At 67.6% G+C, this 25368-nt stretch carries 26 protein-coding genes; 13 read left to right on the top strand and 13 right to left on the bottom strand.

What is annotated here, in order from left to right; all coding sequences use genetic code 11:
* Window positions 1-115: 115 nt before the first annotated feature.
* The 3 genes from AC5JLE_RS16040 to AC5JLE_RS16030 are packed head-to-tail and all read left to right on the top strand — an operon-like array spanning window position 116 to window position 2109.
* Window positions 116-889: an NAD kinase gene (locus AC5JLE_RS16040; RefSeq protein ID WP_032962058.1), complete on the top strand. Its 774-nt coding sequence runs from the start codon at window positions 116-118 to the stop codon at window positions 887-889.
* Window positions 890-936: 47 nt separating this feature from the next.
* Window positions 937-1881, top strand: a complete 945-nt coding sequence (locus tag AC5JLE_RS16035; RefSeq protein WP_005410242.1) for a 5'-nucleotidase — start codon at window positions 937-939, stop codon at window positions 1879-1881.
* A 51-nt stretch (window positions 1882-1932) separates the two neighbouring features.
* Window positions 1933-2109 (top strand): hypothetical protein, encoded by a 177-nt coding sequence (locus AC5JLE_RS16030; protein WP_496065463.1) that lies wholly within the window; start codon window positions 1933-1935, stop codon window positions 2107-2109.
* A 42-nt stretch (window positions 2110-2151) separates the two neighbouring features.
* On the opposite strand, the gene AC5JLE_RS16025 is transcribed toward AC5JLE_RS16030, so the two are convergent.
* From AC5JLE_RS16025 to asnS, 12 genes are all read right to left on the bottom strand, one after another.
* The gene (locus AC5JLE_RS16025) at window positions 2152-2703 is read right to left on the bottom strand and encodes a DUF2939 domain-containing protein (protein ID WP_014647672.1); all 552 of its coding nucleotides are present in this window, start codon (window positions 2701-2703) and stop codon (window positions 2152-2154) included.
* Between the two features lie 42 nt (window positions 2704-2745).
* Window positions 2746-3726, bottom strand: a complete 981-nt coding sequence (locus AC5JLE_RS16020) for an aldo/keto reductase (protein WP_014647671.1) — start codon at window positions 3724-3726, stop codon at window positions 2746-2748.
* Window positions 3726-4412, bottom strand: a complete 687-nt coding sequence (locus AC5JLE_RS16015; RefSeq protein ID WP_032962055.1) for a DUF2461 domain-containing protein — start codon at window positions 4410-4412, stop codon at window positions 3726-3728. Before AC5JLE_RS16015 ends, AC5JLE_RS16020 begins: the two co-directional genes overlap by 1 nt.
* Window positions 4409-5848 (bottom strand): exodeoxyribonuclease I, encoded by a 1440-nt coding sequence (gene sbcB, locus AC5JLE_RS16010; RefSeq protein ID WP_164166450.1) that lies wholly within the window; start codon window positions 5846-5848, stop codon window positions 4409-4411. The genes AC5JLE_RS16015 and sbcB overlap by 4 nt, the downstream gene beginning before the upstream one ends.
* Window positions 5848-7215, bottom strand: a complete 1368-nt coding sequence (locus AC5JLE_RS16005) for an FAD-dependent oxidoreductase (RefSeq protein WP_164166448.1) — start codon at window positions 7213-7215, stop codon at window positions 5848-5850. Before AC5JLE_RS16005 ends, sbcB begins: the two co-directional genes overlap by 1 nt.
* 31 nt (window positions 7216-7246) lie before the next feature.
* A complete protein-coding gene (gene kynU, locus AC5JLE_RS16000) occupies window positions 7247-8521 on the bottom strand; it encodes a kynureninase (RefSeq protein ID WP_164166446.1) in 1275 nt (424 codons plus the stop codon).
* A 203-nt stretch (window positions 8522-8724) separates the two neighbouring features.
* Window positions 8725-9246 carry a 3-hydroxyanthranilate 3,4-dioxygenase gene (locus AC5JLE_RS15995; protein WP_126411140.1) on the bottom strand — a complete coding sequence of 174 codons (522 nt, stop codon included), beginning with the start codon at window positions 9244-9246 and terminating at the stop codon, window positions 8725-8727.
* 19 nt (window positions 9247-9265) lie between these two features.
* Window positions 9266-9928 carry a carbonate dehydratase gene (can, locus tag AC5JLE_RS15990; RefSeq protein ID WP_010480460.1) on the bottom strand — a complete coding sequence of 221 codons (663 nt, stop codon included), beginning with the start codon at window positions 9926-9928 and terminating at the stop codon, window positions 9266-9268.
* A gap of 72 nt (window positions 9929-10000) precedes the next feature.
* A complete protein-coding gene (locus AC5JLE_RS15985; RefSeq protein WP_032962046.1) occupies window positions 10001-10639 on the bottom strand; it encodes an FMN-binding negative transcriptional regulator in 639 nt (212 codons plus the stop codon).
* A gap of 7 nt (window positions 10640-10646) precedes the next feature.
* Window positions 10647-10961: a hypothetical protein gene (locus AC5JLE_RS15980; protein ID WP_006453002.1), complete on the bottom strand. Its 315-nt coding sequence runs from the start codon at window positions 10959-10961 to the stop codon at window positions 10647-10649.
* A gap of 7 nt (window positions 10962-10968) precedes the next feature.
* A complete protein-coding gene (locus AC5JLE_RS15975; protein ID WP_005410232.1) occupies window positions 10969-11268 on the bottom strand; it encodes a hypothetical protein in 300 nt (99 codons plus the stop codon).
* A gap of 30 nt (window positions 11269-11298) precedes the next feature.
* Entirely contained in the window at window positions 11299-12693 is a 1395-nt protein-coding gene (gene asnS, locus AC5JLE_RS15970) for an asparagine--tRNA ligase (protein WP_014647663.1), read from the bottom strand.
* Between the two features lie 128 nt (window positions 12694-12821).
* Between asnS and AC5JLE_RS15965 the strand changes: the two genes are divergently transcribed.
* From AC5JLE_RS15965 to zipA, 7 genes are all read left to right on the top strand, one after another.
* Window positions 12822-13160: a HesB/IscA family protein gene (locus AC5JLE_RS15965; protein ID WP_046431542.1), complete on the top strand. Its 339-nt coding sequence runs from the start codon at window positions 12822-12824 to the stop codon at window positions 13158-13160.
* A 94-nt stretch (window positions 13161-13254) separates the two neighbouring features.
* A complete protein-coding gene (locus AC5JLE_RS15960; RefSeq protein WP_032962041.1) occupies window positions 13255-13797 on the top strand; it encodes a CbrC family protein in 543 nt (180 codons plus the stop codon).
* 185 nt (window positions 13798-13982) lie between these two features.
* The gene (gene rpsF / locus AC5JLE_RS15955; protein WP_006452997.1) at window positions 13983-14420 is read left to right on the top strand and encodes a 30S ribosomal protein S6; all 438 of its coding nucleotides are present in this window, start codon (window positions 13983-13985) and stop codon (window positions 14418-14420) included.
* Window positions 14421-14431: 11 nt separating this feature from the next.
* Window positions 14432-14662 (top strand): 30S ribosomal protein S18, encoded by a 231-nt coding sequence (rpsR, locus tag AC5JLE_RS15950; protein ID WP_002804494.1) that lies wholly within the window; start codon window positions 14432-14434, stop codon window positions 14660-14662.
* Window positions 14663-14766: 104 nt separating this feature from the next.
* The gene (gene rplI, locus AC5JLE_RS15945) at window positions 14767-15216 is read left to right on the top strand and encodes a 50S ribosomal protein L9 (RefSeq protein WP_014647660.1); all 450 of its coding nucleotides are present in this window, start codon (window positions 14767-14769) and stop codon (window positions 15214-15216) included.
* 259 nt (window positions 15217-15475) lie between these two features.
* Window positions 15476-18979, top strand: coding sequence for a chromosome segregation protein SMC (gene smc / locus AC5JLE_RS15940; protein WP_164110320.1), 3504 nt, complete (start codon window positions 15476-15478; stop codon window positions 18977-18979).
* Window positions 18980-19025: 46 nt separating this feature from the next.
* On the top strand, window positions 19026-19763 hold the full coding sequence (zipA, locus tag AC5JLE_RS15935; protein WP_014647658.1) for a cell division protein ZipA: 738 nt from the start codon (window positions 19026-19028) through the stop codon (window positions 19761-19763).
* Between the two features lie 136 nt (window positions 19764-19899).
* Here the strand turns inward: zipA and AC5JLE_RS15930 are convergent, their stop codons facing one another.
* On the bottom strand, window positions 19900-21024 hold the full coding sequence (locus AC5JLE_RS15930) for a pyridoxal phosphate-dependent aminotransferase (protein WP_164166444.1): 1125 nt from the start codon (window positions 21022-21024) through the stop codon (window positions 19900-19902).
* Between the two features lie 249 nt (window positions 21025-21273).
* Between AC5JLE_RS15930 and ligA the strand changes: the two genes are divergently transcribed.
* From ligA to epmA, 3 genes are read left to right on the top strand one after another with little or no spacing between them, the layout of a single operon-like run.
* Window positions 21274-23745, top strand: a complete 2472-nt coding sequence (ligA, locus tag AC5JLE_RS15925; protein WP_185741890.1) for an NAD-dependent DNA ligase LigA — start codon at window positions 21274-21276, stop codon at window positions 23743-23745.
* A 48-nt stretch (window positions 23746-23793) separates the two neighbouring features.
* Window positions 23794-24279, top strand: coding sequence for a GNAT family N-acetyltransferase (locus AC5JLE_RS15920; protein WP_010480482.1), 486 nt, complete (start codon window positions 23794-23796; stop codon window positions 24277-24279).
* Window positions 24276-25232: an EF-P lysine aminoacylase EpmA gene (gene epmA, locus AC5JLE_RS15915; protein WP_014647654.1), complete on the top strand. Its 957-nt coding sequence runs from the start codon at window positions 24276-24278 to the stop codon at window positions 25230-25232. Before AC5JLE_RS15920 ends, epmA begins: the two co-directional genes overlap by 4 nt.
* The last annotated feature ends 136 nt before the right edge of the window (window positions 25233-25368 follow it).

Below are 25368 nucleotides of genomic sequence, written 5' to 3'. Positions count from 1 at the left end.
GGGGGTGGGGCGGGCGGGGGGCGGCCACCGGACGGCCCCGAATGGGGCGCTGGGCCGGCCCCGCGGCCGGCACTACCGGGTATGCTCTTGCTGGCATACCCACCCGGATCCACCGATGAGCGACACCCCCCGCATCGCTTTCCTGGCCAGCGCCACCGAACCTGCACAGATGGCCCGCGCCGCGATGGTCTCGCGTTATGGCGATCACGCGCCGGAGCAGGCCGACGTGCTGTGTCCGCTGGGGGGCGACGGCTTCATGCTGCAGACCCTGCACCGGCATGGGCACCTGGGCAAGCCGGTGTTCGGCATGAAGCTGGGCACCGTCGGCTTCCTGATGAACCAGTACCGTGGCGACGACGACGTGCAGGCCCGCATTGCGCGTGCCGAACCGGCCAACCTGCGCCCGCTGGAAATGGTGGCGCTGACCGAGTCGGGCACCAGTACCGGTTCGCTGGCCTACAACGATGTCTCGCTGCTGCGCCAGACCCGGCAGGCCGCGCATATCGGCATCGACCTCAACGGCCAGGAACGCGTGGCCGAGCTGATCGGTGACGGCGTGCTGGTGGCCACCCCGGCGGGCAGCACCGCCTACAACTATTCCGCGCATGGCCCGGTATTGCCGCTGGGCTCGCACACCATCGCGCTGACGCCGTTGGCCCCGTACCGGCCGCGTCGCTGGCGCGGGGCGATCCTCAAGGCCGATACCGAGGTGCGCTTCCGCGTGCTCGATCCGTACAAGCGCCCGGTCAGCGTCACGGCGGATTCGCACGAGACCCGCGACGTGGTCGAGGTGACCATCCGCGAGTCGAAGGACCGCCGCGTGACCCTGCTGTTCGACCCGGAGCACAACCTGGAAGACCGGATCCTGAGCGAACAGTTCGTTTTTTGAGGACAATGGGCGGCCGGCCCCGCCGACCGCTTGAAGGACCCCCACCGATGGGCGACAACTCCCCCCGTTTGCTGACCGTCGCGGTGACCTCGCGCGCGCTGTTCGACCTCGAGGAAAGCCATGCGCTGTTCGAAAGTGATGGCGTGGCGGCCTACGCCGAATTCCAGCGCCAGCACGAGGACGATATCCTCGGCCCCGGCGTGGCCTTCCCCGTGGTGCGCAAGCTGCTGGCGCTGAACCAGGGCGCCAGCCCGGAGAACCCGCGGGTCGAGGTGATCCTGCTGTCGCGCAACTCGGCCGATACCGGCCTGCGCATCTTCAATTCGATCCAGCATTACGGCCTGGGCATCATCCGTGCGACCTTCACCGCCGGCGAGCCGACCTGGCCGTACGTGAAGCCGTTCGGTACCGACCTGTTCCTGTCGGCCAACCCCGAATCGGTGCGCAGCGCGCTGCGCCATGGCATCGCGGCGGCAACCATCCTGCCCAAGCCGCCGGGCGAGACCGCTGCGGCAGCCGCCGACCAGATCGATACTGGTCGCCCGGCCGGCCAGCTGCGCATCGCCTTCGATGGTGACGCGGTGATCTTCGGTGACGAGAGCGAGCGCATCTCGCGCGAGCAGGGCGTGGAAGCGTTTGGCCGCCACGAGCGCGAGCGCGCCCGCGAGCCGCTCAGCGGCGGACCCTTCCGTGGCTTCCTGTCGGCCCTGCATACGCTGCAGGAAGTGTTCCCGGCCGGCGAGAGCGCGCCGATCCGTACCGCGCTCGTCACCGCGCGTTCGGCACCGGCGCATGAGCGGGTGATCCGCACCCTGCGCGAGTGGGGCGTGCGCCTGGACGAGGCACTGTTCCTGGGCGGCCGTCACAAGGGCCCGTTCCTGCAGGCCTTCGGTGCCGACATCTTCTTCGACGATTCGCAGCACAACATCGACAGCGCCCGCGAGCATGTGGCCGCCGGCCACGTGCCGCACGGCGTCGCCAACGAGGGGTAGGGCGGACTCGACCGGTAGGTGCCAACCGTTGGTTGGCACTGCCTAGGACCCATGCCCACCAAGGTGGGCATCTACCACAGCGACATGCCCACCAAGGTGGGCATCTACCACAGCGACATGCCCACCAAGGTGGGCATCTACCAGAGCCACATGCCCACCAAGGTGGGCATCTACCAGAGCCACATGCCCACCAAGGTGGGCATCTACCAGAGCCACATGCCCCGGTAGTTGCCAACCTTGGTTGGCGCTGCCGTCAGGCCACGGGTCCGATCAAGGGCTGCCCGACATTCCCAGCTGCAGGTCCACCACCTTCCAGCGCAGGCCCTGCGGCTCCAGCACCACCTTCAACGGTGGCTGGCCGGGGCCGCGATCGACGTCGATCACGAATCGGTCCAGTGCCTCGAAATGATGCTCGGCATGCTTCAGCGGCCGCGCCGGTTCGGTCGCACCGAAGGCATCGCCGCCCTGCAGTTCATTGCGGCCACGCTTCCACAGCACGTGGCCCTGCAGCATCGCGCCGATCCCGGTCGGGGTCACCATGGTCTCCACTGCGGCACCGCCAAGCTGGTCGCCCAGCCCATAGAGCAGGGCGCCGAACGGGCTGGATGCCACGTCGGGGCCGGCCTGGCGCACCAGGTAGTCGTTGAGCTGCGCACGCAGGCTGCTGCGCACGCGCGGGAAGTCGACGTAACGCTCCAGTCGGGCGGTGTCGCGCTGCTCGATGGCCTTGGACAGGCCATTGACGGTCATGTAGGGGCCGCCGAACCACCAGGCGGCGACGGCCAGGACCAGCAGCACAATGAGTGCGGTGAGTTTCTTCATGTTGACCAGACTGCCGCAATGGCGGCAGTGCCGGGTGAAGACTCAATGACTGGGCGAGCCACGGCCGTCACCGAAGGCATCGACCAACTGTTGCCGTTCGGCCGGGGTCAGCGCTTCCAGCCGCGTCGCCAGCACCTCGTCGAGGCTGCGGGTGCGGGTGGTGCCAAGGATGCCGCTGGCCACGCCGGGATGGCCCAGCGCATAGGCGAAGGCGGTCTGGGCCGGGCGTTGGCTGCGGATCGCGGCCACTGCCCGGCGCATCTGGCGGGCACTGCGCATCAGCTGCCGGCTGCTGGGCTTCAGCCAGGCGCGCGCCAGGTACCAGCCATCGGCCAGCCGTGGCAGGCGCGGGCGCGCGGGCAGCAGGTGGCCCTGCGCCAGCACGGTCCCGGCCAGCACGCCGATGCCCACCGCCTGCAACTGGTCGATCAGCGGTTCGCGGTCCTGCTGCAGGGCGTTGTAGTCCAGCAGCACCACATCGAAGGCGTCGGGATGGGCGATCATCCAGCGCAGGGTCGAGGCCGAGTGGGTGTTGATGCCGGTGTGCCGGATCAACCCGCGTTCGCGCAGGCGCTGCAGCGCGGCCAGCAGGTCGTCGTTGATGTCGTGCTCGCTGGCGCCATGCAACTGGTAGATGTCCAGGTGATCCAGGCCGAGATTGCGCAGCGAAGCCTCGCAGCTGGCGATGATGGCTGCCGGCGAGAAATTGCGTTGCTCGGCGCCGCTGACGCCGGCCTGGCCGGTCAGCGTGCCGCCTTTGCTGGAAATCACCAGCGCGTCGCGCGGGTATTGTTTCAGCAACGGGCGCAGGATGCGGCCCAGCCGCGGCTCGGCGTGGAAACCGGAGTAGTTGTGGCCGGTGTCCAACAGGTTCACGCCCTGTGCCAGTGCATGCTCGACCACGTTCGCGGCCGATTGTTCCGGGAATCGGCGATGCCCCCAGAAGCCGGAACAGCCCAGGCCCACCGGCGAAACCGCCAGGCCGGTGCGGCCCAGCGTGCGGCGTTGCTGTGCCAATGGCATCAGAATTCCAGGTCCAGCGCCGCGCACAGGTAGTCGACGAACGGGCCGAGCGCGGCCAGATCCTTGCCCAGCGTGGACAGCAGGCGCGGACCGGTCATGGTGGCGTCGTCCAGCGAGCGCCACATCACCCAGTTGCGGTGCTTGAGGTCGTCGATGAACTCGAAGTCGGCGGGGAAGCCACGCGGAGGACGCACCAGCTTTTCGCTCTCCTCGAAATCGAAGCGCTTGCGCAGGCCCGGTGCGTGCGCGGCGGCCTTCCAGCTGCCCGGGTTGTCGAGGATGAAGTGGCGCACACGGCGCTGGGTTTCCGGTTCCGGATGCCACAGGCCGGCACCGACGAAGCTCTCGCCCGGCTGCAGGTGCACGTAGAACGAAGGCGCGGCTACTTCACGGCGGCGCTCATGGAACAGGCGCGCGCCCTGCCAGGTCTTGTACGGTGACTTGTCGTTGGAGAAGCGCGCGTCGCGGTGGATGCGGAACAGCGAGCCGCCGACGCCGCGCGTATCGGCACGGAAGTGTTCGCTGACCTCGGCCAGGGCCGGTTGCAGGTCGCCCAGCAGGCGCAGGAACGGCTGCCGTACGTGGTCTTCATACTGCTGGCGGTGGTCGTTGAACCAGGCCTTGTCGTTGTGCCGCGCCAGGCTGCGCAGGAACCTGAAACTGGCGTCCGAGAAGTAGGTGCTCACAGTGTCTCCTGCAGGTGCTGGCCCCAGTCGCGCAGCGATTGCAGCAGGGCCTGGCGCCGCGCATCGTCGGGCGCTTCGGCGGCCAGTGCATCGAGCTGCTGCCGGTACTGGGGCAGGTTGAGTTCGCCCAGCCCGCCGTCGCCGAGCAGGCGCTGGCGGCGGTAATCCCGCCAGCGCTGGCGTTCCGCCGGCGCGAGGCTGCCGGGATGGTTGCGCGCGCGGTAGCGGAACAGCAGCTCCGGCAGGCGCGGGTCGCGGAAACGGCCTTCCAGCGCGGCCAGCTGCTCGGGCGCGGTGGTGCGTGCCAGCGCAAGCAGCGGTTTGTCGCCGTTGCCGAGGAAACCGTCGTACAGCGAGGCATCGACGTCGGCCACGGTGGCGACGCGGGGCTGGTTGTAGACCTGGCGCGCCTTCTCGGCCAGCTGCGGGGCGAACGCGCGCAGCCGTTCCACCTTGGCCTCGATCGCGGCCACGTCCAGGCCGAGGCGCGCGTGGTCATCGGCGCGCAGGTGGTTCCAGGCGATCAGCGCTGGCACCTTGTTCAGATGCACTTCCTTCAGCGGCACCCGCGCCACGCCTTCGGGCAGCTCGCTGGCGCGCAGGTAAAGGCGCTGTGCGATCACCTCGGCCGGCAGTTCCAGCAGGTCGTCGATGTCACCGTCCAGGTCGAACACGATCACCCGGTTGTTGATGGTGGGGTGCACGGCCAGCGGCAGTACTGGCGCCGCGCACAGGCGACTGGCCGGGTAGCGCATGGAAATGTGCAGTACCGGCTTCATCGCGGCCACGTCCAGCAGGCCGCCGACGAAGCGCTTGTCACGCAGCTTCAGCGCGTACTCCCACAGGCGCGGCTGCGACTGCTTGAACAGGCGTGCCATGCCGATGGTGGCACGTACGTCGGACAGCGCTTCGTGCGCATCGCCCTCGCGCACGTTGTTGGCCTCGGCCAGGTGCTCGAGCTTGAACGAGGTGGCGCCGTCCTCGCGCAGCGGCCACTGGATGCCGTCCGGGCGCATCGCGCGCATCAGGCGCAGCATGTCCAGCAGGTCCCAGCGCGAATTGCCGTTGCGCCACTCGCGCTCGTACGGGTCGTGGAAATTGCGGAACAGCCCGTAGCGGACGAATTCATCGTCGAAGCGCAGCGTGTTGTAGCCCAGCGCGCAGGTGCCGGGGCGCGACAGCTGTTCGTTGATGCGGTCGAAGGCCTCGGCCTCGCTGATGCCCTCGGCCAGGGCCTGCTGCGGGGTGATGCCGGTAACCAGGGTGGCCATCGGTGAGGGCAGCAGGTCATCGGCCGGGCGCACGAAGAAGCTGACCGGCGTATCGATCTCGTTGAGGTCGGCATCGGTACGGATTGCGGCGTACTGCGATATGCGCGTGCGCCGCGGGTCCTGGCCGAAGGTTTCCAGGTCGTAGAACAGGAAGCTGTCGGCCATCAGTGCGCGCCCTCCAGGACCGGCAGCTGCGCGTGGATCTGCGCTTCCAGCGCGGCCCAGTCGATGTTGTCCAGTGAATTGTGACCGGCGGTGGCGGCCACCAGCATGTCGCGCTGCAGTTCGGTGCGGCGCAGCGCCTCGGCGTAAGGTGTGTGCAGGAAGGTGACCATCGTGTAGTGCGGCACGAAGCGGGTCGGCCAGCGCCGCTGCAGTTCCTGCTCCAGTTCGCGCTGCAGCAGGAACGCAGGATCGGCGACACGGTCGCGCATCTCCAGGTAGTTCTCCAGCGCCATCTGCTGGATGGCACGTGCATTCGGCTTGCGCTCGGCTTCGAACGCGGCGAACGCGCCTTCCAGGTCATCCGCTTCCATCAGGTGGCGGGCCAGCGCAACGCAGTCCTCGAACGCGCAGTTCATGCCCTGGCCGTGGAACGGCACCATCGCATGCGCGGCATCGCCGATCAGTACGGCGCGACCGTGCTGGTGCCAGCGCTCCAGGGTGAGCGTGCCGAGCAGCCCCGGCGGGTGCTGTTCCCAGTCCGCGCGCAGGTTCGGGATCAGCGGCAGGGTGTCGGCGAACTCCCGCGCGAACAGCGCCTCGGCCTGCGCGCCGGTGTTGACCGTGGCGAAGCTGGGATCGCCCTGGTTGGGCAGGAACAGGGTGACGGTGAAGGTGCCTTCGTGGTTGGGCAGGGCGATGCACATGTAATGGCCGCGTGGCCAGATGTGCAGCGCATTGCGCTCGATGCGGAAGCTGCCGTCGGCGGCCGGAGGGATCTCCAGCTCCTTGTAGGAGTGGTCGAGGAAGGCGATGTCCTCGCCCAGCGGGGCACGGCGGTTCATCGCCGCGCGCAGGGCCGAACCGGCGCCGTCGGCACCGATCAGGGTGTCGAAGCGGATGTCGTGCGGGCTGTCGTCGCGGTCATCGATGAAACGCGCGTAACCGGCGTCGAAATCAACGGTGTGCAGGCGCCGATGGAAGTGCACGGTGGCGCCGGCCTGCTCGGCCAGTTCCAGCAACGTGGTGTTCAGATCGCTGCGGTGGATCGACCAGATCACTTCGCTGTCATCACGGCCATAGCGCTGCAGCTGCGGTTCGCCGTCGCGGGGGTGCACCATGCGGCCGCGCATCATCACCGCGCGTGCCATCACTTCGTCCTCCACACCCGCTTGGCGCAGCGCATTGCGCCCACGCTCGGCCAATGCCAGGTTGATCGAGCGGCCACTCTCGTAATCAGCCACGCGCGGATCACCGCGGCGTTCGTACAGGGTGATGCGCCAGCCTTGCCGCGACAGCAGGATGGCCAGCAGGGAGCCGGCCAGGCCGGCACCGATAATGCTCAACGAGCGGGAAGCATGTGCGATCAACGAACTGTCCAGCAGCAGGGGAGGGACCGGCTCAAAGGCCGGCCCAGGCTTCCACTTCCTCGACGAAGTGGTGCACGTCCAGGTAGCGGTTGTAGAGCGGGGTGGGCGAGATGCGGATCACGTCGGGTTCGCGCCAGTCGCCGAGCACACCGATGCCGCGCAGGTGCTCGAACAGTGCGCGGCCACGCTCGCGGCCACCGATCACGCGCAGCGACAACTGGCAGCCGCGGCGCTGCGGATCGGCCGGGGTGATGATGTCCAGCACCTGCGGCAGGCGCGTGCGCACCAGTGCTTCGAGCATGCCGGTGAGCGCCAGCGATTTGCTGCGCAGCGCCTCCATGCCGGCGCGCTCGAACAGGTCCAGCGAGGCGCGCAGCGGTGCCAGGCCGAGGATCGGTGGATTGCTCAGCTGCCAACCCTCGGCGCCGATGGCCGGGGTGAACTGCGGCGCCATCTGGAAGCGGGTGGCTTCCTCATGGCCCCACCAGCCAGCAAAGCGCGGCAGGGTGGTATCGCGGTGGTGGCGCTCGTGCACGAAGGCGCCAGCCACTGCGCCCGGGCCGCTGTTGAGGTACTTGTAATGGCACCACACGGCGAAATCGGGGGCCACGTCATGCAGGCGCAGCGGCAGGTTGCCGACCGAGTGCGCCAGGTCGAAGCCGATGCGTGCGCCCTGCAGGCGGGCGGCGCGGGTGATCGCATCGAGGTCGAAGGCCTGGCCGGTGCGGTACTGCACGCCAGGCCACAGCACCAGCGCCAGGCGCGGGCCGTGTTCGGTCATGGCGCGCTCGATGGCGTTCAGTGAAATCGTGCCGTTGGCTTCGTCCGGCTGCACTTCCACCAGGCACTCGGCCGGGTCGAAGCCATGGAAGCGGATCTGGGCTTCCACTGCGTGGCGATCGGTCGGGAACGCGCCGGCTTCCATCAGGATCACCGGGCGCTGCGTGGTCGGCCGGTAGAAGCTGACCATCATCAGATGCAGGTTTACGCTCAGCGTGTTCATCGCCACCACTTCGCTGGGCAGCGCGCCAACCACGCGGGCCAGCTGCGCGCTCACCAGGCGGTGGTAGGACAGCCATTGCGTCGGGCCGGTGAAGTGGCCTTCCACCGCCAGTTCGCCCCACTGCTTCATCACTTCCTGCACCGCTGCCTGCGCGCCGCGCGGCTGCAGGCCCAGCGAGTTGCCCACGAAGTAGGTCTGCTCGCCGCCCTCATGGCGCGGAATCAGGAATTCATTGCGCAGCGGGCGCAGCGGATCGGCGGCGTCCAGGGCGATGGCGTGGGTGCGGCTGAGCAGGTCGGACATGGTCGGGCAACAGGCTGCAACGGGACCGCCAGTGTAGCGCCTGGGGCATGGCCCGGTAGCAGCCGGCCCGGCACCAGCGCCGTGCGATCCGGTAGTCGCCAACCTTGGTTGGCGCACGTACAAGAAAGCGCCCATCAAGGTGGGCATCTACCAGGGCGGGAGCAAGCAAGCGCCCACCAAGGTGGGCGACTACCGTTCGGGACTCAGCCCGCCGCCGGCGCCGGCAGCGGATCCACGTGCCCGCACTGGCTGCAGGTACGCAGCTCCAGGCTGGCGTGGTAGCGCGCAAACACCTTGGGCAGGTCGGTCTCGATGTTCTGCAGCGGGAAGAACTCTTCGTGCAGCTTGTGGTTGCAGCGCTCGCAGTGCCAGATCACGCCGTCCATCTCGTGCGGCAGGCGCTTGCGCTCGACCACCAGGCCGATCCCACCGGGCGGGCGCCGCGGCGAGTGCGGAACCTTTGCCGGCAGCAGGAAGATCTCGCCGGCGCGGATCGGGATGTCGCGCACCGCGCCGTCTTCCTGCACCTTCAGCACCATCTCGCCTTCGAGCTGGTAGAACCACTCGGGGCCTTCGTCGTAGTGATAGTCGGTGCGCGAATTCGGCCCGCCGACCACCATCACGATGAAATCGCCGTTGTCGATCATCTTGTTGCCCACCGGCGGCTTCAGCAGGTGGCGGTTCTCTTCGATCCAGGCGTGCAGGTTGATCGGCGAAGCGAGCATGATGGTCATCCGTAAGGGGTCAGTCGCGCTTGCCCTTGCGCGGGATGTAGGACAGGGCCTTTTCATATGCAGGCTGCAGCTCTTCCTGCGAACCGACGTCGATGCCCATCTCGCGCACGCGTCCGTCCTTCAGGCTGTAGACCCAGCCATGCACCATCAGCTTCTGGCCGCGGGCCCACGCATCCTGCACGATGGTCGAGCGGCACAGGTTGGCCACCTGCTCGATCACGTTCAGTTCGCACAGGCGCGCGTGCTTGAGCTCATCGGTCTCGATCGCATCGAGGATGCCAGTGTGCTTCTGCATCACGTCACCGACGTGGCGCAGCCAGTTGTCGGCCAGGCCGACGCGGGTGTTGTGCAGGCACGCATGCACACCGCCGCAGCCGTAGTGGCCAACGATCAGGATGTGCTTCACCTTCAGCTGGTCCACCGCGTACTGCACCACGCTCAGGCAGTTCAGGTCGGTGTGCGCGACCACGTTGGCGACGTTGCGGTGCACGAACACTTCGCCCGGGGCCATGCCGATGATCTGGTTGGCCGGCACGCGCGAATCGGAGCAGCCGATCCACAGGTATTCCGGGTGCTGCTGCTTGGCCAGCTGGTGGAAGAACTCGGGGTCTTCCTTCTCGATCCGGTCGGCCCAGTCGCGGTTGTTCTGCAGCAGCTTGTGGATGTCTTTCATGTTCGGGTCCCTGGCGTCGGGTGGGGGCGCGCCGCAGCCGTCCGGCTGCGTCGTCGCGGGAATCTGCGGCGTTCAGTCGCTGCGGGCGGCCTGTTCGCGGTGCCAGCGCATCCACTGCGCCAACTCGGTGGAAGAGGGGGTGTCCAGCTGTTCCAGTGCCGCGATCACGGCGCGCTGGTTCGCGTCGGGATGGTTCTGGCTCAGCTTGAGCTTCATCTGCACATGTTCGACCTGGAAACGGAAGCCGACGATGGCGCGCAGCTCCGGGCCATGTTCGGCACGCGTGGCATCGAACTGCCAGGCCTTGCCGACGCTGGCTTCGAAGCGGTCGCTGATCGCGCCGACCAGCTCCGCCAGCGCACCGGCATCGTCGAAGGTCTGCAGCTGGCCACGCAGCTCGGCAGCAGCGTAGTTCCAGGTGGGTACCCGCGCGGCGGGCTCCTTGTCCGGATACCAGCTGGCGGAGACGTAACCGTGTGGGCCATCGACCAGCACCTTGGCCGCGCCGCTGTGGCGCGACTGCGGGTTGGCGCGGGCCCAGTGCCCGCACAGTTCGATCTGGTCGCCGTCACGCCGGTACAGCACCGGCATCCGGGTCAGCTCCGGCAGGCCATCGCTGCCGGGGGTGAGCACGGTAACGAACGGGTCGCGCGCCAGCAGGCGGTCCAGCCAGAGCAGGTCGGTCTCGGCGAAGGCGCGCGGGGTGAACATGCAGGGGTCAGGCGCGCCCGCCGAGTGACTGGATCATGCGGCCACGCAGGCCCTCGTCGCTGTCGGCCTGCGGCGGCTGCACTTCGTGCAGGCTGAAGCCGCGCACCAGTGCGTCCTCCTCGTCCAGGCCGTCGTACTCGACGAACTCGGCGTCGAACAACTGCGAACGGGCGGTGTCTTCGCTGTCGTAGCTCAGCGTGTTGCCATCGCTGTCGAGCACTTCGGCAGTGCCGGCCGGGCGAACGCGCAGGCGCGCCCAGATGAGGGTGTTGCCGAGGCTGGCCAGCCACCAGCTGTCGCGCGAGGCGGTGATGTCATTCATGAGCGTATTACCAGAGCGAGGCCAGCCAGAGCAGGGCGGCCATGCCCAGTCCGGCCAGCAGGGTCAGCAGCGATACCCAGGCCGGTGTCGCCAGCCCGGACAGCGAGCGGTCCGGTTGCTGCCGATAGTCGCGTCGCAGCAGCCAGGCCAGGGCATCGGGCTTGAGGAAGGCGCCGCTGCCGAAGCGCGCGGCGAGCGCCGGATGGCGGTCGCGCACGTGCACCAGGGTCAGCGGCCAGAAGATCACGAAGGCACTGAACCCGGCCACTGCAACGCCGACGAAACAGAGGGCGAAGAACAGGGTCATGGGGGCGGTACCTCCGTGGTCGTGTGGGGCTTAGAAGTCCGCGCTGCCCGGCGCACGCGGGTACGGGATCGCATCGCGGATGTTGGACAGCCCGCAGACGTACACCACCAGGCGTTCGAAGCCCAGGCCGAAGCCGGCGTGCGGCACCGAACCATAGCGGCGGAAATCGCGGTACCAGCTGTAGTGCTCGCGATCCAGGCCGAACTGGGCCATGCGCGCGTCCAGCACGTCCAGGCGCTCCTCGCGCTGGCTGCCGCCGATGATCTCGCCGATGCCCGGGGCCAGCACGTCCATCGCGGCAACGGTCCTGCCGTCGTCGTTCAGGCGCATGTAGAAGGCCTTGATGTGCTCCGGATAGTTGGTCACCACCACCGGGCGGCCGACGTGTTCCTCGGTCAGCCAGCGCTCGTGCTCGGTCTGCAGGTCCAGGCCCCATTCAACCGGGAAGTCGAACTTCCTGCCGGACTTCTGCAGCAGGCTGACCGCGTCGGTGTAGTCGATGCGCTCGAACGGTGCGTTGATGAAGTCTTCCAGCTTGGTGATCGCGTTCTTGTCCACGCGCTCGGCAATGAAGGCCAGGTCGTCGCTGCGTTCGTTCAGCACTGCGCGGAACAGGTACTTCAGGAACTCCTCGGCCAGGCGCGCGTCTTCGGCCAGGTCGGCGAAGGCGATTTCCGGCTCGATCATCCAGAACTCCGCCAGGTGGCGGGTGGTGTGGCTGTTCTCGGCGCGGAAGGTCGGGCCGAAGGTGTAGACCTTGCTCAGCGCCAGGCAGTAAGCCTCGACGTTCAGCTGGCCGGACACGGTCAGGAAGGTTTCCTTGCCGAAGAAGTCGCGGCTGAAATCGATCGCGCCCTTCTCGTCACGCGGCAGGTTCACCATGTCCAGGGTGGACACACGGAACATCTGCCCGGCGCCTTCGGCGTCGGAGGTGGTGATGATCGGGGTGCTGATCCAGTTGAAGCCGTTCTCGTGGAAGAAGCGGTGCACGGCCTGGGCCAGGCAGTTGCGGATGCGGGTGACCGCGCCGAACAGGTTGGTGCGCGGACGCAGGTGCGCCACTTCGCGCAGGAACTCCGGCGACATCGGCTTGGGCTGGATCGGGTAGGTGAGCGGGTCTTCGACCCAGCCGACCACGTCCAGCGTGCTGGCCTGGATCTCGAACGACTGGCCCTTGCCCTGCGACTTCACCAGCGTGCCGGTGGCGATGACCGAGCAGCCGCTGGTCAGGCGCTTGATCTCATCGAAGTTGGCCAGGCTGTCGCCGGCCACGACCTGGATCGGGGCGAAGCAGGAGCCGTCGCTCACATTCACGAAGGCCAGATTCGCTGAACCGCGCACCGTGCGCACCCATCCGCGTACCGTGACTTCGCCGCCTTCCGGGATCTTCCCGGCAAGCGCATGTTCAACGCTGACCACCGTCATGACTTGAATCCTCTGCTGATCGACTCGATCTGTGAACACGGGAGTTTACCGGTTGCAGCGTTCTGCTTGCGAGGCATTTTTCGTGGCAACGGCTCCTTATAATGTCCCCGTACCTCTGGAGTAGCCCCATGGCCGTCAGCCTGACCCCCATTGCCTTCGAGCGCGTGCAGCGCTTCGTCGCCCAGACCCCCGGCGCGCTGGGCCTGCGTTTCGGCGTGACCAAGACCGGCTGCTCCGGCTGGGGCCACGTGACCGACCTGGCCCGCGAAGAGCGCGAGGGCGACACGGTGTTCGAGCAGGAGGGCGTGAAGATCTACGTCGACGCCAAGAGCCTGGCGCTGGTGGACGGCACCGTGATCGACTTCGGCAAGCATGGCCTGAGCGAGACCTTCACGTTCAGCAACCCGAACGCCACCGCCGAGTGTGGCTGCGGCGAGAGCTTCACCACCGACGCCGACAAGGCCTGAGGGCCGGCCACCGGGCATGGCCCGGCGCTGACCAGGCGTGCTCTGGTGGGCGCCGACCTTGGTCGGCACGCTGGGCTCGGCAGGGACCCCACGGATGGAACGACCGCTTTTCACCTATCACCCCAACGCCTACGACCTCTCCTTCGAAGAGGTCGAGGGGATCTGCGACTGCTGCGGCCAGGCGCGCGCACTGCGCTATCGCGGACCGTTCTATACCCGCCTGCGCCCGGATTACCTGTGCCCCTGGTGTATCGCCGATGGCAGGGCTGCGGCCAGTTACGAGGGCGAGTTCACCGGCTGGAGCGATATCGAGGGGGTATCCCCGGATCCGGCTGATCCGCCGCCGACCATCGCCCGTGAGCTGCTGCTGGAGATCTGCGAGCGCACCCCGGGCTACTCCTCCTGGCAGCAATCGGTCTGGTTGAGCCATTGCGAACGGCCCTGCGCCTTCCTCGGCTACGCCGGCAGCGACGATCTGCTGCCGATCCTCGACCAGGTCCGGCCGGACGTGGCGGCGGTCAATCCGCGCGACGCCGACTGGGTGCTGGAGCATCTGAGCCGGGACGGGATGATGGTCGGCTGCCTGTTCCAATGCCTGGAATGCGGCCAGCATCGTCTTCACGTCGATCTGGAATGAGCACGTGCCGGACATGGGCCGGCGCTCCCGTTCAGGTTGCCCGGTTTGCGCCCGGTTGCCCGGTGGCGCCGCTTGCCGCATAATGCGCGGCTTCCTGCCTTCCCGGCGGGAATCCTTGCCCCACCGCGGTCTCAACGGCGGGGGGCTGTCCGGCCGCAAGGCCACATCCGAAAGGTAGAAAAAACATGAGTCGTCATTACGAAATCGTGTTCATGGTCCACCCGGACCAGAGCGAGCAGGTCCCGGCCATGATCGAGCGCTACAAGTCGCTGGTCGAGAACGGCAACGGCACCATCCACCGTCTGGAAGACTGGGGCCGCCGCCAGCTGGCGTACCCGATCCAGAACCTGGTGAAGGCCCACTACGTGCTGATGAACATCGAAGCCGACCAGGCCGTTCTGAACGAACTGACCGAAAGCTTCCGCTTCAACGACGCCGTGCTGCGCAACCTGGTCATCAAGCGTGACGAGGCTGACACCGAGCAGTCGCTGATCATGAAGAGCAAGGACGAGAAGGGTGACAAGCCGGAGCGCGGTGAGCGCCGTCGTCGTGACGACGAAGAAGGCGAGTCCACCACCACCGCTGACAACGAAGCCGGCGACGACGCCGCTTCCGCCGCCTAAGGAGCCTTCCCATGTCCAAGTTCTTCCGTCGCCGCAAGTTCTGCAAGTTCACGGCTGAAGGTGTGAAGGAGATCGACTACAAGGATCTCAACACCCTGCGCCAGTACCTGACCGAGAACGGCAAGATCGTGCCGAGCCGCGTCACCGGTACCAAGTCGAAGTACCAGCGCCAGCTGGCGACCGCCGTCAAGCGCGCCCGCTTCCTGGCCCTGATCCCGTACACCGACAACCACGACGTCTGATGCCCGGCGGGGCGGCCTGGTGCCGCCCCGCTGTGCCAGCTATTCGGACAGCCTTTGTTGCGGGGCATCGCCTCGCTAACGAATAACTCATCTGGAGCAATACCATGCAGCTGATCCTCCTGCAGAAAGTCACCAACCTCGGCAACCTGGGCGACCTGGTCGACGTGAAGCCGGGCTACGGCCGTAACTTCCTCGTGCCGCAGGGCAAGGCCGTGCCGGCCACCGAGAGCAACAAGGCCGAGTTCGAAGCCAAGCGCGCCGAATACGAAGCCAAGGCCCAGGCCATCCACGCCGACGCTGACGCCCGCAAGGCCAAGCTGGACGGCGCGAGCGTGACCATCCCGGCCAACGCTTCGACCGAAGGCAAGCTGTACGGTTCGGTCGGCGCCCGCGAAATCGCCGATGCCTTCACCGCTGCCGGCCTGCCGGTCAGCAAGAGCGAAGTCATCCTGGGCGAAGGCGCCTTCCGCAACATCGGCGAGTATGACGTGCTGATCCACCTGCACGCCGACGTCGAGACCACCGTCAAGGTCGTCGTCGTCGCCGAAGCCTGATCCCACGCCGCAAGGCCTGGCATCACCGCAGAACGGGCGCCCGCAAGGGTGCCCGTTTTGTTTTATGGCTCCGTTTCGTGGCGTACGGCCACGTCCGGCCGACGGGGTGGGGCTGGACAATGTTCCACGCCCATTCGTAGAACACGGCCACATCGGTATACTCAGGGCGTCACACCCGTTCCACGGGCATCGATCCCAGCAGGATCAATGACTTGGAGGGTAAACGCAGGCCGCTTGCCGGCCCCAGTCCGGAACCCCTATGCGTCTTTCCACGATCAAGCTGTCCGGCTTCAAGTCGTTCGTCGATCCGACCACCCTGCACCTGCCGACCAACATGACCGGCGTGGTGGGCCCCAATGGCTGCGGCAAGTCGAACATCATCGATGCCGTGCGCTGGGTCATGGGCGAGAGTTCGGCCAGCCGCCTGCGTGGCGACTCGCTGACCGACGTGATCTTCTCCGGGTCCAATGCCCGCAAGCCGGTCTCGCAGGCTACCGTCGAGCTGATCTTCGACAACTCCGACCACACGATCTCCGGCGAATACGCCTCGTTCAACGAAATCTCGGTCAAGCGCACGGTCAGCCGCGACGGCACCAGCAACTATTACCTCAACGGCACCAAGTGCCGCCGTCGCGACATCACCGACCTGTTCCTCGGCACCGGCCTGGGCCCGCGCAGCTACTCGATCATCGAGCAGGGCATGATCAGCCAGATCATCGAGGCGCGCCCGGAAGACCTGCGCGTGTACCTGGAAGAGGCAGCCGGCATCTCCAAGTACAAGGAGCGCCGCAAGGAGACCGAGACCCGCATCCGCCACACCCGCGAGAACCTGGACCGGCTGGGCGACCTGCGCGACGAGATCAGCAAGCAGCTCGAACACCTCAAGCGCCAGGCCAGGCAGGCCGAGCAGTACCAGGCCCTGCAGGAAGAGCGCCGGGTCAAGGATGCCGAGTGGAAGGCGCTGGAATTCCGTGGTCTCGACGGACGCCTGTCGAAGCTGCGCGAAGGCCTGTCGCAGGAAGAGACCAAGCTGCAGCAGCTGATCGCCGACCAGCGTGATGCCGAGGCCCGCATCGAGACCTCGCGCGCGCGGCGCGAAGAGGCCGCCGACGCGCTCAACACCGCGCAGGCCGCGGTCTACCAGGTCGGCAGCACGCTGGCGCGCCTGGAACAGCAGATCCAGCACCAGCGCGAGCTGTCGCAGCGCCTGCACAAGGCGCGCGATGAAACCCAGCAGGCCCTGGCCGAACTGGGCCAGCACATCAGCGGCGACGAGGCCAAACTGAGGGTGCTGCGCGAGGCAGTGGAGGCCGCCACCCCGCAGTTGGAAGCGCTGCAGGAAGAGAACGAGATCAAGCAGGAAAGCCTGCGCGAGGCCGAAGACCGGCTGGCCAGTTGGCAGCAGCGCTGGGAACAGCACACCTCGCAGAGTTCGGAGGCCTCGCGCGCCGGTGATGTCGAGCGCACGCGCGTGGACTACCTGGAAAAGCAGATCCTCGACGCCGACCGGCGTCGCGAGGCCCTGGCCGCCGAGCGCGCCGGGCTGGACGTGGACGCGCTGGAAGAAGCCTTCGAGCAGCTGCACCTGCAGCACGACACGCAGAAGGCCGCGCTGGATGAACTGAGCGAAGACGTCGAGCTGCGCAAGCAGGGCGTGGCGGCCGTGCAGGAACAGCAGCGCAATGGCCAGAACGAACTGGCCGAACTGCGCAAGCAGGCCAACGGCCTGCGCGGTCGCTTGGCCTCGCTGGAAACCCTGCAGCAGGCCGCGCTGGGCCAGGAGCAGGGCGCGGCCGTCGCGTGGCTGAAGGCGCGCGGGCTGGATTCGGCGGCACGTGTCGGCGAACGCCTGGACGTCGATGCCGGTTGGGAAAACGCGGTGGAAAGTGCGCTCGGCCAGCTGATCGAAGGCGTGCTGGTCGATGACCCGGGCAGCCTGGTCAACGCCCTCGGCGAACTCGGCGACGGCCACATTGCGCTGGTCGCCAGCGCGGATGCCGAGGTCAAGGCTGCACCGACGTCGCTGGCCGCACGCGTGCGTGGCCCGGCGGCGATCCGTCGCCTGCTGGCGCACCTGCATGGTGCCAAGGACCTGTCCGAGGCGAAGGCCCTGCAGGCCAGCCTTCCGGAAGGCGATTCGATCATCACCCAGAGCGGCGAGCGCCTGGGCCAGGGCTGGCTGCGCGTGTCGCGCTCCGGTGCAGCCCAGCAGGGCGCTCTGCTGCGCGAACGCGAGATCAACGAGCTGCGCGAGCAGATCGAGCAGCTGCAGGACCGCGAGGCCGAGCTGGAAGAACAGCTGGCCGGTTTCCGCGAGCAGCTGCAGGCCGCCGAACAGCAGCGCGAGGACGCGCAGCGCGCGCTGTACCAGGCCCACCGCGCGGTGTCCGAGCTGGCCGGCCAGCTGCAGGGGCAGCAGGGCAAGGTAGAGGCTGCACGCACGCGCATCGACCGCATCGAAGGCGAGCTGAAGCAACTGCAGGAAACGATTGAAGCCAACAACGCGCAGGCGCGCGAAGCGCGCTCGCGGTTGGAGAACGCGGTCAGCAGCATGGGTGACCTGGAGTCGACCCGGCAGCGGCTGGAGGGCGAGCGCCGCCAGCTGACCGAGGCGCGCGACCTGGCCCGCGATGCTGCCCGTGCAGTGCGCGAGCGCTCGCATTCGCTGGCCCTGACCCTGGAATCGCAGCGTGCGCAGCTGGCCTCGTTGAGCCAGGCGCTGGAGCGCATGGGCACCCAGCGTGGGCAGCTGGATTCGCGACTGGGCGAGCTGCACTCGCAGCTGGACGAAGGTGATTCGCCGGTCGAAGCGCTGCAGGCCGAACACCAGAACGCGCTGGAAGAGCGCGTGCGCGCCGATCGCGTGCTGACCGAGGCGCGGACGTTGCTGGACGGCATCGACGCCGAGCTGCGCAATTACGAGCAGACCCGTCACCAGCGTGACGAACAGGCGCTGGCCCAGCGCGAGCGTATTTCGCAGCGCAAGCTGGACCAGCAGGCACTGGTGCTCAGCGCGGACACCCTGCAGGCGGCGGTGGAAAAGGCCGGCTTCGTGCTGCAGGACGTGCTCAACGCGTTGCCCGAGGATGCGCGCCTGGGCGACTGGGAACAGGCCGTGCATCAGATCGACGCACGCATGCGCCGGCTGGAGCCGGTCAACCTGGCCGCCATCCACGAGTACGGCGAGGCTTCGCAGCGCTCGGATTACCTGGATTCGCAGCACACCGACCTGACTACGGCGCTGGAAACCCTCGAGGATGCCATCCGCAAGATCGACCGCGAGACCCGCGGCCGTTTCAAGGACACCTTCGACCGCGTCAATGCTGGCGTGCAGGCGCTGTACCCGCGCCTGTTCGGTGGCGGCCACGCCTACCTGGAGCTGACCGGTGAAGACCTGCTCGACACCGGTGTGACCATCATGGCGCGCCCGCCGGGCAAGCGCGTGTCCAGCATCTCGCTGCTGTCCGGCGGCGAGAAGGCGATGACGGCAGTGGCGCTGGTGTTCGCCATCTTCCAGCTGAACCCCGCGCCGTTCTGCCTGCTGGACGAGGTGGACGCGCCGCTGGACGAAGCCAACGTCGGCCGGCTGGCCAACATGGTTAAGGAAATGAGCGAGAAGGTGCAGTTCCTGTTCGTCAGCCACAACAAGGCGACGATGGAGGCCGCGCACCAGCTCTCGGGCGTGACCATGCGCGAACCGGGCGTCAGCCGCCTGGTCAGCGTGGACCTGGAAGAAGCCGCGCGATTGGCGGGCGCGGCCTGACGTGCCATCCTAGTTACCTGAATGAACTAGCCGGAGAACCTATCGAATGTCCGACACGGCACTGTTGCGCATCGGCATCCTGGCCGCCGGCCTGCTGTTGATCGCCGCGATCTTCCTGTTTGGCCGTCCGAAGAAGAAGCCCCAGGGACGCCGCGTGGAAAGCGCGGAACCGGCCAGCGGCGAGCGCCGCGAACCGGTATTGGGCGAGGACGGCGTTGTCGTGGCCGATGGCCGCGTCGAACCGGGCATGGGCACGGAAGGCGAACAGGCCGAACTCGGCCTGGGCGATACCGACCCGGGCGCCAGCGATCTCGGCAAGCGCGCCACCCAGGATTTCGACAAGATCGTTTCGCTGTTCGTGGCCGCCCGTGCCGGTGAGCAGCTGCGCGGCGAAGACATCGTGGTAGCCGCGGAGAAGACCGGCCTGGTGTTCGGCCACATGAACGTGTTCCACCGTCTGGTGGAAGGCCATCCCGAGCGCGGGCCGATCTTCTCGATGGCCAGCATCATGAAGCCAGGCAGCTTCGACATGGCCAACATCCGTGCCATGGAAACCCCGGCCATCGCCTTCTTCCTGACCCTGCCGGCGCCGCTGACCGCGCTGGATGCCTGGGAGAAGATGCTGCCGACGGTGCAGCGCATGGCCGAACTGCTGGATGGCGTGGTGCTGGATGACAGCCGCAACGCCTTGGGTCGCCAGCGCATCGCGCACATCCGTGACGAACTGCGCGCCTACGACCGCCAGCACCAGGCGCCGCCGCTGACCAAGACCCCGCGCTGGTGAGCGCCATGGCGTGCCGACCAACGGTCGGCACCCACCCCGACCAACAGTCGGCACCAACCCCGACCAACAGTCGGCACCAACCCCGACCAACGGTCGGCACCCACAACAGTAGATCCACGCCCTGTGTGGATGGGGTCTACGCCGGTACGCCGGCCACCTTGGCAAACGCGCGGCGGAACGCGGCCATCTCGTCCTCGCTGCCGACGGTCACGCGCACGTGCTGCGGCCAGATCGGCCAGCTGCGCCCGATCACCACACCGTTGTCGGCCATCGCCTTGGCGAACGTGCTGCCGTCGCGTTGCACGTCGACCACGAAGCAGTTCGCTTCCGACGGCAGGCAGCTGAAACCACGCTTGCCCAGCCATGCGATGGTGGCCTGGCGCACCTTGGCGTTCTGCAGGCGACGCTGCGGAATCAGCTGCGGATCCTGCAGGCTGGCCAGCGCCGCCGCCAGCGCGGGCACCGGTAGCGGGTTGTCGCCGGGGCTGGCCAGCTCGCGCAGACGCTCGGGATGTGCGGCCACCAGACCCAGGCGCAGGCCGGCCATGCCGTACAGCTTGGAGAAGGTACGCAGCACGATCAGATCGTCGCGCTGCGCCACCTGCGCGATCAGGCTGGGCTGCTCGCTGTATTGCAGGTAGGCCTCGTCGACCAGCACGCGGGTGGAGGCAGGCTTGTGGGCCAGCAGCCAGGCGAGCTCATCCGGTGGGCTGATCGAACCGGTCGGGTTGTTCGGATTGCACACGTACAGCAGCCCGGTCGGGCGCGCATGCGCGGCTGCGACCATCGCACGCAGGTCATGTGCGCCGTCATTGCGCAGCGGCACCTTCTGCACGTGTGCACCATGTGCGGCAGCGACCTCGCCCAGGGTCTCGAAGGTGGGGTCGGCCACCACCAGTCCCGCCTGCGGGCCGGTCCACAACGTGGCGGCGCGGTTCAACGGTTCGCTCGAGCCCGGATAGAGGCGCACATGGTCGGCCGGGATACGGGCCTGCTCGATGAACGCATCGCGTACCTGTGCCGCCAGGGCGAAGCGGTAGCGGCCGCAGCTGGCGATGCTGTCGCGTGCCGCCTGCTGGGCAGCGGGGGAGGGGCCGTAGGGGCATTCGTTGAAGTTCAGTAGTACCGCGCCTTCGGCGGGGGCCGCACCGACGGTGGCCGCGGATTGGGCCTGGCCACGCAGTGGCAGGCCGCTGCCGGCGACGGCAAGGCTGGCACCGGCCAGCTGCAGGAAGCGTCTACGGGAGTCAGGCAGGGTCATGGGCAGGATTCCGATGGGGCCGTCGCACGCTAGCGCCGGCGAGGGTGGGCGGCAAGGTGCTTCTTGTGGTGTCGAGCCATGCTCGACTACAGACGTGCCAACCAAGGTTGGCACCTACCGGAATGAGAGAGAAGGTTGGCACCGGAGCGGGGGAGTGCCCGTCGAGCACGCTCGACGCTGCAAGGGCGGGGCGTTACAGGGCCTGACGGCCGGGCGCGGTAGAATCCCCGGCCATCCCAGAACCACCGGATCCCGATGAGCCCCAGCCCCGCCGAACGCGCCGAAGATCTCCGCCGGCAGATCGCCCAGGCCAACCGCGCCTACCACGAGCTGGACGCGCCGGAGATCCCCGACGTCGACTACGACCGGATGGTGCGCGAGCTGGAAGCGTTGGAGCGCGAGCACCCGGAACTGGCCCGTGCCGACAGCCCGACCCAACAGGTTGGTGCACGCCCGTCCGGCCGCTTCCCCGAAGTGCGCCATGCGGTGCCGATGCTGTCGCTGTCCAATGCCTTCAGCGATGAGGAAGTGGCCGACTTCGTGCGCCGCATCGATGAGCGCCTGGGCCGCCGCAGCCTGCAGTTCTCGGCCGAACCGAAGATGGATGGCCTGGCGATCAGCCTGCGCTACGAGGACGGTCATTTCGTACTCGGCGCAACCCGCGGTGATGGCAGTACCGGCGAGGACGTGACCGCCAACCTGCGTGAAATCGGCGATGTTCCCAAGCGCCTGCACGGCAAGGACTGGCCGGATGTGCTGGAGGTGCGTGGCGAGGTCTACATGGCCCGCGCCGACTTCGAGGCCTACAACGAACGTGCGCGCCAGCAGGGCGGCAAGGTGCTGGCCAACCCGCGCAACGCGGCAGCGGGTTCACTGCGCCAGCTCGATCCGAAGATCAGTGCGCAGCGCCGGCTGAGTTTCTTCGCCTACGGCACCGGTGAAGTGCAGGGCGGCGAGCTGCCGGACACCCATTCGGGCACGCTGGCCCAGCTCGGCGCCTGGGGCTTCCCGGTCAGCGGGTTGTGCAAGGTGGTGCAAGGCGCCGACGGCCTGCTCGGCTACTACCGTGACATCGGCGAGCGTCGCGATGGCCTGCCGTTCGACATCGATGGTGTGGTCTACAAGCTGGATGACCGCGCCGGCCAGCAGGCCATGGGTTTTGTCTCGCGTGCACCGCGCTGGGCCATCGCGCACAAGTTCCCGGCGCAGGAACAGAGCACCACGGTGGAGGCGATCGAGATCCAGATCGGCCGCACCGGTGCCGCCACGCCGGTCGCGCGGCTGGCACCGGTGGCTGTGGCCGGCGTGATCGTGTCCAATGCCACGTTGCACAATGCCGATCAGATCGCGCGTCTCGATGTGCGTGTCGGTGACAGCGTGATCGTGCGACGTGCTGGCGACGTGATTCCGGAAGTGGTCAGCGTCATCCTCGACCGCCGTCCACAGGGCACCTCGCCCTGGCAGATGCCGACGCGCTGCCCGGTGTGCGGCTCGGAAATCGTGCGCGAGGAAGGTGCAGCCGCGTGGCGCTGTTCGGGCGAACTGTCCTGCCCTGCGCAGCGCAAGGAGGCCATTGCCCATTTCGCTTCGCGTCGTGCGATGGATATCGACGGCCTCGGCGACAAGTACATCGAAACCCTGGTCGACGCCGGCATCGTCAGGAGCGTGGCCGATCTGTACCGGCTCAACCGCGACCAGCTGTTGCACCTGAAGCTGGTGCTGGATGCCGAGGACCCTTCCGCACTGGCCGCCGCGCTGAAGCTGCACCTGCCGGCAGAAGGCAGCGGCGCGGTGCTCAATGCGGTGCTCAAGCTGGATGGCAACGATCCGGCGTGGCGCGCGCAGGCGCTGGCACAGCCGGCCAGCTTCGAATGGAACACGAAGAAGATCGCCACCAGATGGGCCGACAACCTGATCGCGGCAATCGACGCCAGTCGCGCAGCCACGCTGGAGCGCCTGCTGTTCGCGCTTGGCATCGAGCACGTCGGCGAGAGCACGGCCAAGGCGCTGGCGCAGTGGTTCGGTGACCTGGAACTGATCCGCCACCTGCCATGGCCGTTGTTCAAGCGCGTGCCGGACATCGGTGGCGAAGTGGCGCGTTCTCTCGGCCATTTCTTCGAGCAGCAGGGCAACCAGCAGGCCATCGACGACCTGCTGCAGGTCGGGCAGGTGCGCATCAGTGATGTGCACGCGCCCAGTGCCAAGCTGCGCGAAGGCCTGGATCTGGCGCAACTGCTGGTCGAATCGGAAATCCCCGGCATCACCCGCCTGCGTGCGGAGAAGCTGGTGGCTGCCTTGCCGGGTGCCCAGGCGGTGCTGGATGCCGAGCATGGCCAGTTCGTCAACGCCGGCCTGCCGGACGACACTGCGCGCGGTCTGGCCGACTGGCTCGATGCCGATGGCCATGGCGCGATGCTGCTGGCAGCCGAGAAGGCGATGCAGCAGATCCTGGCCAAGGCGCCGGCGCTGGCCGAGATCGTGGCCGGCCCGCTGGATGGGCAGACCGTGGTGCTGACCGGCACCCTGGCCCAGCTCACCCGCGATGCCGCCAAGGAACGCCTGGAAGCGCTGGGTGCCAAGGTTTCCGGCAGCGTGTCGAAGAAGACCAGCTTCGTGGTCGCCGGCACCGAGGCCGGCTCCAAGCTGGACAAGGCGCAATCGCTGGGCGTGCCGGTGTGGGACGAAGACCGCCTGCTGGCCTACCTCGCCGAACACGAATGATGACCCGCCGGGTGCCTGGCGCCCGGCATGAAAGACAAAGGAACACCGATGCAGACCGCCCCGCTGGATTTCCGCCTGGCCACCCGTGCCGACGAAGAACTGTTGATCGCGTTGATGCGCGAGTTCTACGCCGAAGACAGGATCGACTTCGATGACGCGCGCGTGCGTCGCGGCGTGGACGCGCTGCTGGCCGATCCGCGCAATGGCGAAGTGCTGCTGTGGCTGGACGAGGCCGGCGAGGTGGTCGGCTACGCGGTGATCGCGATGGGCTTCAGCCTGGAGCAGGGCGGCCACTTCATGCTGCTGGACGAGCTGTACCTGAGTCATCGCGCGCGCGGTCGTGGTCGCGGCAAGCAGGCGCTGGCCATCTGTGAACAGCGCGCTCGCGGGCGTGGTGTCAGCCGCCTGCGCCTGGAGGTGAACCACCACAACGAACTGGCCCGCCGCCTGTACCTGGCCAGCGGCTACATCGACGACACCCGCGATCTGCTGACCCTGCCGCTCGACCATCCGCGCCCGGAGGGCATCCTGTGAGCGAGGCCCTGCTGCGCGCGCTGCAGCAGCGCGCCACGCTCAATGCACTGGTGCGCCGCTTCTTCGCCGAGCGCGATGTGCTGGAGGTGGAAACGCCGATCCTGTCGGTGGCAGGCAACACCGAGCCGAACATCGACAGCTTCCATACCGATTTCACCGGCCATGTCGATGCCGGTGGCCGTCGTCGCTGGCTGCGCACTTCGCCGGAATATCCGCTCAAGCGCCTGCTGGCGGCCGGTGTGGGCGACTGCTACGAACTGGGCCGGGTGTTCCGCAACGGCGAGGCCGGCGGTCGCCACAACCCGGAATTCACCATGCTGGAGTGGTATCGGGTCGGCTGGGACCACCACCGGTTGATGGAGGAAACCGCCGAGTTGGTCGGCCAGGCGCTGGCCCTGGTCGGACGCCGTGCAACGCTGCGTGTGTTGAGTTACCGCGAGCTGTTCCAGCAGCACGTGGGCCTGGATCCGTTCGAGGCCGATGAAGCCGCGCTGCGTGTTGCGCTTGGCGACGTGCACATCGACCCGGTCGGGTTGACCCGTGATGATTGGCTGGACCTGTTGATGACCCACCACATCCAGCCGCAGTTCGATGACGCGGTGATGACCGTGGTGCATGACTGGCCGGCCAGCCAGGCCGCGCTGGCCCGCATCCGTCCGGGCACGCCGCCGCTGGCCGAGCGTTTCGAGCTGTACCTGGGTGCAGTGGAGCTGGCCAACGGCTATCACGAACTGAACGACGCCCACGAGCAGCGCGCCCGGTTCCAGCGTGACCAGCAGCGCCGCCACGAACGTGGACAGGTGCAGCCGGCCGTGGACGAGGCACTGTTGTCGGCGTTGCCGTCGATGCCTGCCTGTGCCGGCGTGGCGGTGGGTGTCGATCGCCTGTTGATGGCGATGAACCGCACGCCACGCATCGCCGATGTGCTGGCCTACGACTTCGCCCACGCGTGATCCCCGCGTGTTGCTGAACATCGCAGGCTGAACGAAACGCGGGTTCGGTGCGCTTGCGTCGGTAAGCACGATGATGCTCTTATCACGGCCAATGCCGGACACTGGCATCCAGTTCATCCATTCCTGCTGGGGAAGG

It is taken from the genome of Stenotrophomonas sp. (assembly GCF_059505245.1).
This window is presented reverse-complemented; position numbering and strand designations above follow the sequence as displayed.